General features: G+C 64.1%; 7 protein-coding genes. 5 read left to right on the plus strand and 2 right to left on the minus strand.

All coding sequences use genetic code 11. From position 1 onward, the window contains the following. Positions 1-243: flavoprotein (locus GPT33_RS15135; RefSeq protein WP_363929406.1), on the plus strand; the 243-nt coding region annotated here is incomplete at its 5' end. A gap of 173 nt (positions 244-416) precedes the next feature. Here the strand turns inward: GPT33_RS15135 and odhB are convergent. Together odhB and GPT33_RS15145 are read right to left on the minus strand one after the other, a co-directional pair. Continuing rightward, positions 417-1,670, minus strand: a complete 1,254-nt coding sequence (odhB, locus tag GPT33_RS15140) for a 2-oxoglutarate dehydrogenase complex dihydrolipoyllysine-residue succinyltransferase (protein ID WP_296810366.1) — start codon at positions 1,668-1,670, stop codon at positions 417-419. Then, entirely contained in the window at positions 1,667-4,525 is a 2,859-nt protein-coding gene (locus GPT33_RS15145) for a 2-oxoglutarate dehydrogenase E1 component (protein WP_296810368.1), read from the minus strand. The genes odhB and GPT33_RS15145 overlap by 4 nt, the downstream gene beginning before the upstream one ends. 184 nt (positions 4,526-4,709) lie before the next feature. Here GPT33_RS15145 and GPT33_RS15150 point away from each other — a divergent pair, with 184 nt between their 5' ends. From GPT33_RS15150 to GPT33_RS15165, 4 genes are all read left to right on the plus strand, one after another. Then, positions 4,710-4,928, plus strand: coding sequence for a hypothetical protein (locus GPT33_RS15150; protein WP_296810370.1), 219 nt, complete (start codon positions 4,710-4,712; stop codon positions 4,926-4,928). 224 nt (positions 4,929-5,152) lie between these two features. Further along, complete coding sequence (locus GPT33_RS15155) at positions 5,153-5,902, plus strand: NRDE family protein (RefSeq protein ID WP_296810373.1); 750 nt, start codon at positions 5,153-5,155, stop codon at positions 5,900-5,902. A 432-nt stretch (positions 5,903-6,334) separates the two neighbouring features. Next, positions 6,335-7,261, plus strand: a complete 927-nt coding sequence (gene hemC, locus GPT33_RS15160) for a hydroxymethylbilane synthase (RefSeq protein WP_296810375.1) — start codon at positions 6,335-6,337, stop codon at positions 7,259-7,261. After that, entirely contained in the window at positions 7,261-8,034 is a 774-nt protein-coding gene (locus GPT33_RS15165) for a uroporphyrinogen-III synthase (RefSeq protein WP_296810378.1), read from the plus strand. The genes hemC and GPT33_RS15165 overlap by 1 nt, the downstream gene beginning before the upstream one ends. Positions 8,035-8,218 lie beyond the last annotated feature (184 nt).

An 8,218-nucleotide genomic window follows, 5' to 3' on the forward strand; every position in this document is an offset into this window, starting at 1 on the left:
GCGGCGGATGTCACCATGAAGGAGTCACGCAAGCTGATCCTGGTGATCCGCGAGACACCCTTCACGGCCATCCATCTCGAAAACATGCTGCGCCTCGCGCGCGCCGGTGCGGTCATCATGCCGGCCAATCCCGGATTCTACTTCAAGCCTACGCGCGTCGAGCAGATCGTCGATTTCATGGTGGCCCGAATCCTGGACCATCTGGGCGTGCCTCAGCGGTTGATGGCCCGTTGGGGTGAGTAGCGCTGCGTCGGTAGTACGAACGTGCCGGGCCGCATGGCTCGGTCAGCCGGTTGTTTCGGGGTAGAAGTCTTCGAGCCGTTTCCGGGCTCCCTAAACCGCGCCGACTCCAGCGGTCGTCAAGTCTGCCGGGGCCGATCCCATCCAAAAACATCGCATATCGCGCTGCGCGCGGTTTAGATCCTCAGCAGCAATCGCGCCGGATCCTCCAGGGTCTCCTTGATGCTGACCAGGAACTGCACCGCTTCGCGACCGTCGATGATCCGGTGGTCGTAGGTCAGGGCCAGATACATCATGGGTGCGATCTTGATCTCGCCCTTGTCCGCGATCGGGCGCTCCTGGATCTTGTGCATCCCCAGGATGGCGCTCTGCGGCGGGTTGAGGATGGGCGTGGAGAGCAGCGAGCCGAAAACCCCGCCGTTGGTGATCGAGAATGTTCCGCCCGTGAGCTCCTCGTAGCTGAGGCTGCCGTTCTGTGCCTTTTCGCCGAAGGCGACAATGCCCTGCTCGACGTCGGCCATACTGAGCTGATCGCAATTGCGCAGGATCGGCACGACCAGACCGCGCGGCGAGCTGACCGCGATGCCGATGTCGTAATAACCGTGGTAGATGATGTCGTCCCCGTCGACCGAGGCGTTGATCACCGGGAAGCGTTGCAGTGCCTCCACCGCGGCCTTGACGAAAAACGACATGAAGCCGAGCCGAACCCCATGGGTCTTCTCGAATTGGTCTTTGTAACGACTGCGCAGCGCGAGAACGGCCTTGAGATCGACCTCGTTGAAGGTGGTCAACATGGCCGCGTTCTGCTGGGCTTGAACCAGGCGCTCGGCGACGCGGGCACGCAGACGGGTCATGGGCACACGCTGCTCGGGGCGGCCGGCCTCGCCGGTTAGGCTCGGGCTGGGCGCGGGCGCCGCTGGGGTCAGCTCCGGATCCTTTTCCGGAGCGGCCTGCTCGCGCTCGTCGAGATAGGCGATGACGTCGGCCTTGTGGATACGCCCGTCACGGCCCGTGCCCGCAATCGCATTGGGATCGAGATTCAACTCCTTCACCAAACGCCGCGCGGCGGGTGCGACCTGCGGCTCGGCGCCGGCAGGTGCGGCCTTCGCCGGACTCGCCGACGCGGCTTTGGCAGGTGCGGCTTCGGCAGGCGGCGGCGATGCCTCGCGCGCCGGCGGCGTTGCTGCGGCGTCGCTCGCCTCGATCAGCGCCAGCACGGCGTCGGACTGAACGACATCGCCCTCGTTGGCCATGATCTCGCCGAGGATGCCGTCGATCGGCGAGGGGACCTCGAGCACGACCTTGTCGGTTTCCAGATCGACCAGGTTCTCCTCGCGCTTGACCGGATCGCCCGGGCGTTTGTGCCAGGTTGCGACGGTGGCGTCGGCAACCGACTCGGGGAGGGCGGGGACGCGGACTTCGCTGCTCATTGTGGCGGGATCCTTTTATTCATGCTGGGGTTCAAGTGCCCGGTCAGGGCCTCGTCGATCAACCGCTCCTGCTGCTCGACATGCGCGGCGCGGTGGCCGACGGCCGGTGCGGCGGAGGATGGGCGGCCGACATAATAGGGCCGCTTCCCGTCCTGCATCAGGTTGTGGAAGCGATGTTTGATCTGGTCCCAGGCGCCTTGATTCTGCGGCTCCTCCTGGCACCAGATGATCTCTTCGGTGGTGTCGTAAATCTCGAGCGCGCGGTCGAAGTGGTCCTTGGGGAAGGGATAAAGCTGCTCGATGCGGATGATGGCGACATTCGTCAGACCACGCGCTCGCCGCGCTTCGAGCAAATCGAAATAGACCTTACCGCAGCAGAAGACTACGCGCTCGGTCTGCGCGGGGTCGATCGGGTCGATCTCCGGGATGACGGTTTGGAAATGACCGCTGGTGAGCTCATCGAGCGCGGAGACCGCGAGACGATGGCGCAGCAGGCTCTTCGGGGTCATGACGATGAGCGGTTTGCGATAGTCGCGGACGATTTGGCGGCGCAGCAGGTGATACATCTGAGCCGGCGTGGTCGGCACGCAGACCTGGATGTTGTGCTCGGCGCAGAGTTGCAGGAAACGCTCCAGACGGGCGGATGAGTGCTCGGCTCCCTGACCCTCCAGCCCGTGCGGAAGCAGCATCACGAGTCCGCAGCACAGCCCCCACTTGGTCCCGGCCGAGGTGATGAACTGATCGATCACCACCTGGGCGCCGTTGGCGAAGTCGCCGAATTGGGCCTCCCAGAGCGTGAGCGAGCTCGGTTCCGCGGTCGCGAAACCGTATTCGTAGGCCAGCACCGCCTCCTCGGACAGCAGCGAGTCGATCGCGATGAAGGCGCCCTGATGCTCGCCGATGTGCTGCAGCGGGGTGTAGGCGTTGCCGGTCACTTGGTCGTGGATCTTGGCATGGCGATGGAAGAAGGTCCCGCGCCCGGCATCCTGTCCGGACAGGCGCACCGGCGTACCCGCATCGAGGAGGGTAGCGTAGGCCAGGTTCTCGGCGAATCCCCAGTTGAGGAGCTGATCGCCTTGGGCCATTTTGCGCCGCTCCTCCCACAGCTTCTCGACCCGCGGGTGGAGCTCGAAGCCCTCGGGCACCCGCAGCATGGCCTCGCTGAGCTCGCGGAGCTTCTCGACCGGGACGCCCGTGTCGACGCGTTGATCCCAGTCAGTGCCGCGGCAGAAGCCCCAATCGACGCGGTAGGCATGATCGAGCCCACACAGGACCGGGCGCGCGACCACCACGCCCTGCTCGATGGAGTCGCGATAATCCGCAACCATGGCATCGGCCTCGTCCTTGGAGATGATGCCGTCGGAGACGAGGCGATCGGCATAGACGGCCCGCGGGGTCGGATGACGGCGGATCTTCTTGTACATCATCGGTTGGGTGACCGAGGGCTCGTCGGCCTCGTTGTGACCGAGGCGCCGGTAACAGACCAGGTCGATGATGACGTCCTTGTGGAACTGGTTGCGGAAGTCCAGCGCCATCCGGGTGACGAAGATGACCGACTCCGGATCGTCGCCGTTCACATGGAAGACCGGCGCCTGCACCATCTTGGCGACATCGGTGCAGTAGAGTGTGGAACGGGTGTCGAGAGGGTTGCTGGTGGTAAAGCCGATCTGGTTGTTGATGACGATGTGGACGGTACCGCCGGTGGCATAGCTGCGTGTCTGCGAGAGCTGGAGCGTCTCCATGACCACGCCCTGACCGGCAAAGGCCGCGTCGCCGTGGATGAGCACGGGCAGGACCTGATCGCCGCTGCGGTCGTGGCGTCGCCGTTGGCGTGCGCGCACGGAGCCCTCGATGACCGGGTTGATGATCTCCAGATGCGACGGATTGAAGCCCAGCACCAGATGGACGATGCCGCCGGGGGTGTCGATGTCGGTGGCGAAGCCCATGTGATACTTCACGTCGCCGGCCATCTGACGCCAATCCATCTGGACCCGGCCCTCGAACTCGTCGAAGATGTCCTGCGGCGGCTTGCCGAAGATGTTGGTCAGCACGCTGAGCCGCCCGCGATGGGCCATGCCGATGACCATCTCTTTCTGGCCCTTGCGTCCGGCGCGCTGGATCAGCTCGTCGAGCATCGGGATGAGGGCGTCGCTGCCTTCGAGCGAAAAGCGCTTTTGGCCGACATAGCGCTGGTGGAGATACTTCTCGAAGCCCTCGGCGGCGGTCAGCAGGGTCAAGAGCCAACGCCGATCGGCAGTGTCGATCTCGGGTATCGCGCGATACCCCTCGAGCCGCTTCTGGATCCAGCGCTTCTCCTGGGTATCGGTGATGTGCATGTACTCGGAGCCGACCGTACCGCAATAGATCTGCTCGACCATCGCGATGATGTCGCGCAGCGGCATGCGGTCCGGGGCGTACAGTGAGCCCGTATGGAACACCTGGTCCATGTCGTCCGGCTCCAGGTTGTGGAAGGCCGGATCCAGGTCCGCGATCTTGGGGGTGTCGCGCAGCTTGATCGGGTCGAGGTCGGCGACCTGATGGCCGCGGTAGCGGTAGCCGTTGATCAGGGAGAGTACGGCGGCCTGTTTTTCCGCGGCGGCGGGCTCGAGCCGCTCGGTCGATCGAGTGCGCGCGCGCGTGCGACTCTCTTGAGCGAGCCGCAGGAAGTTCTCGCGCACCGGGCCGTGCGCGACCTCGTTGGCCGCCTCTTGGTGCATGACATGGAAGCGCTCGCGCCAAGCCAAATCGACACTCTCCGGGTCCTTTAAATAGCGTTCATAGAGGTCTTCAATAAAGGCTGCATTGCCGCCGTAAAGGGCGCCGGAACTGCGAAAGAGCTCGAGGATTGCGCTCATGCTCGGTGTTGTTTCTCTGAGTTGAATTTATGCATGGATAACCAATGTTTATAACACAAGTCCCGAAGCGCTTGGCAAGTCGGTTCAGGCTAACGGGTGTCGCGCCTGAAGGATCGGGCAAGCATCATCGCCGATCTTCGGGTGTGTCGTCACCCGAGCCTTGATCGACGGGGCCGGTGCTCACATGGAAACGCAACACTCCCCGACGGATCTGACCGAGCGTAAGCGTCGTCGTATCCGATTGGCGCGGCTCGAGGCCGATCTCGCCTATTTTCAGGCACGTCTGGAGATGATCGGCGAGCCGACGACCGCGAATCAACTGACCCAGCGCAAGGCGTTCGAGCTCTTGCTCAAGACGGTCTCGACCAAGGTCGCGAAGGTCCAGCGCGAACAACCGCGTTGAGCGGCGATCGACCGATCGAGACCTGCCTCATAAGCGCCTCGGACTGGCGGCAGTCTGTGACGACAGAGGTGAAACCGAATATAAGAATTTGATGATTTTTATTCGATTCGATTCGATTCGATTCGATTCGAGCCGCGACGCGCCCTCACCTTTGTTCGATGCGATGCGGATCTCGCATCACGACGGCGCATCGCAGGGCGAACCTGCACGAGGGGTTTCAATTCATGTGTACCTTCGTCATTCTGAGACGTCCGGGTCATGCCTGGCCGGTCTTGATCGCGGCCAATCGCGACGAGATGCGCACGCGTCCGAGTTGTCCGCCGGGCCGGCATTGGCCGGACCGCGCGCATCTGCGCGCCGGGCTCGATCTGGAGTCCGGCGGGAGCTGGCTCGGGGTCAACGATCATGGCCTCGTCGCCGCGGTCATGAACCGCCAGGGTACGCTCGGATCCCTGCCCGGAAAGCGCAGTCGCGGCGAGCTGGTCTTGGAGGCACTCGATCATGCCGAAGCCTCCGAGGCAGCCGGGGCGCTGGCGGATCTGGATCCGGCCGCCTATCGGCCCTTCAATCTGGTGCTGGCCGATCCGCGCTCGGCCTATTGGCTGCGTCACGGAGGCGACGGCGACATCCGTGTCCACCCGATCGCCGCCGGTCTGCATATGTTGAGCGCGGGTGAGCTCGACGATCTCGGCCACGCGCGTATCGCCGAGCATCTTCCGAGGTTCGTCGCGGCGCAGACCCCGGATCCGGATACCGATGATTGGGCGGCCTGGCGGGATCTGCTGGCATCGCATGGGACCGGTCCGGATGCGGACCCCGAGTCCGCCATGACGTTCGAGCGATCCGACGGATTCGGTACAAGATCCTCGGCGCTGATCGCCATTCCCCTCTATCCCGGCTACGGCAGCGGGTCAATCTGGCTGCATGCGGAGGGGAGGCCGGATGAAACCCCGTTTCTCCGCGTGCCCAGCTGAACTGCGTCCCCAGCTAAACCGCGTCCTTAGTGGGTCGAAATCCTTCAGTTGGTGGCGGCGGACGGAAGACCGCTCATGATCCGTCCGGGACGCGGTTTAAACCGCGCCCGGTGCGGTATGCGTAAATTTGTTGGAATGGCTTAGCCGCACCAGCCCCGACGACTGTCGGAGCTAGCGCGGTTTAGGATATAAAAAACAATTTTTTAAACTGCGTCCGCTCCGTCGTTCGTTGGTGCCTGCAGCCTTGAAAAAGGGTTTTAGCAGGCAGGTCGCTGCAAGACGCAGTTTAGCCGGTTCGAATCCCCGCGTCGGCTGTGACACAATCTCACCCTTTCGCCGCCCTCGTGGTCCAGTGGTCTCGTCCGCGCGGGCGTGATCGTACGTCCCTGTTTCCGAATCAGTCTCCGATCGAGACCCCCTTTAGGATCCGCCATGTCGAACATCATCCGTATCGCCACCCGTAAATCCCCCTTGGCCATGTGGCAGGCCGAGCATGTTTCCGCGCTGCTGACCCAACTCCACCCCGGACTCGAGATCCAGATCGTCGGGATGACCACCAAGGGCGACAAGATCCTCGATGCGCCGCTGGCGAAGGTCGGCGGAAAGGGCCTCTTTGTGAAGGAGCTCGAGCAGGGCATGTTGGAAGGCGTTGCGGACATCGCCGTGCATTCGATGAAGGATGTCCCGGTGGACTTTCCCGAGGGCCTTCATCTGGCCGTGATCATGGATCGCGAGGATCCGCGCGATGCCTTCGTGTCGAACCGCTACGAGGGTCTCGACAGTCTCCCGCAGGGTGCCTGTGTCGGCACCTCGAGCCTGCGTCGCCAGTGTCAGCTCGCCGACCGGCGCCCGGACCTGCGCATCGAGCCCTTGCGCGGCAACGTCAATACCCGTCTCGCCAAGCTCGACGCGGGCGAGTACGACGCCATTATCCTGGCCGCGGCGGGTTTGATGCGGCTGGGCTTCGAGTCGCGCATCCGCAGCCGGATCGCACCGCAGGACAGCCTGCCGGCAATCGGACAAGGCGCCATCGGGATCGAGTGCCGCAGCGCGGACCCGCGCATCAATGATCTGATCGCGCCTCTGCATCATCGCGACACCGCCGATCGGGTGCTCGCCGAGCGGGCGATGAACGCGCGTTTGCACGGCGGATGCCAGGTCCCGATTGCCGGTCACGCCCTGATCGAAGGCGACCGGCTTGTCCTTAAGGGGTTGGTCGGCACGCCGGACGGGTCCCGGATCCTCCGCGCCGAATCCGAGGGCCCGCGCGCGGATTGGGAGGCGATCGGGACGCGCGTTGCCGACGATCTGCTCGCGCAGGGCGCCGATGAGATCCTGAGTGCGCTGCAAGAGCCGTGATGACCGCGCCCTGTGATCTCGGCGGTCGTGGCGTCCTGGTGACTCGACCCGCGGCCCAAGCGGATGGACTCTGCCGTTTGATCGAGGCGGCCCACGGTCACGCGATCCGCGTGCCCAGCATCGAGATCGCGCCGGCCGCCGATCCGCGCGAAGCCGCCGCGCTGCTGGCGCAGTCCTGGGACATGCTCTATTTCGTCAGCCCCAATGCGGTCGAGCAGGCGCTCGCCTTGGTGCCGGACGGCTCGTGGCCGCAGGTCGAGAAGATCGCTGCCGTCGGGCGTGCGACCGCTCAGGCATTGAGCGACGCCGGACGTGCGCCGGATCTGGTCCCGGAGCAGCGTTTCGATAGCGAGACCCTGCTCGCGATGCCCGAGCTGGCCGATATGCGTGGCCGTCGGGTCCTGATCGTTCGCGGCGAAGGCGGGCGTGCACTGTTCGCCGATACGTTGCGTGCGCGCGGCGCCGAGGTGCTTTTTGCGGAGGTGTACCGTCGTCTGCGCCCGGCATTCGACCCCGCACCATTGCTGTCGCGCTGGAGCGACACGGTGGCGATGGTCACCGCGACCAGTGACGAGATCATGCTGAATCTGATGGAGATGCTCGGCCCCGAGGGCCGTGCTCCCTTGCTTGCTACACCCTTGGTGGTCGTGGCGGAACGCACGGCTGAGAAGGCCCGAGATCTGGGGTTTGTCCGGGTCGCGGTGGCCGAGCGCGCCGAGGATGCGGCGATCGTGCGGGCTTTGTGTGCGCTGGATCCGGCTGCCGCGGATTGAACCTAAACCGCGCCCAGAGTGACATGCGCCACCCTCATGTTGAGTCGGGCTCAAGGATTTTTCGGACCTTTGTCGTGACGCGGTTTAGAATTGAATATTTTTTAATGCCTTAAACCGCGCCAGCTCCGACAGGTGTCGGAGCTGGCGCGGCCAAGCCAATCCAAAAAACGACGCAGACCGCACC

The organism is Thiocapsa sp. (assembly GCF_011390875.1).
Taxonomy (GTDB): domain Bacteria; phylum Pseudomonadota; class Gammaproteobacteria; order Chromatiales; family Chromatiaceae; genus Thiocapsa.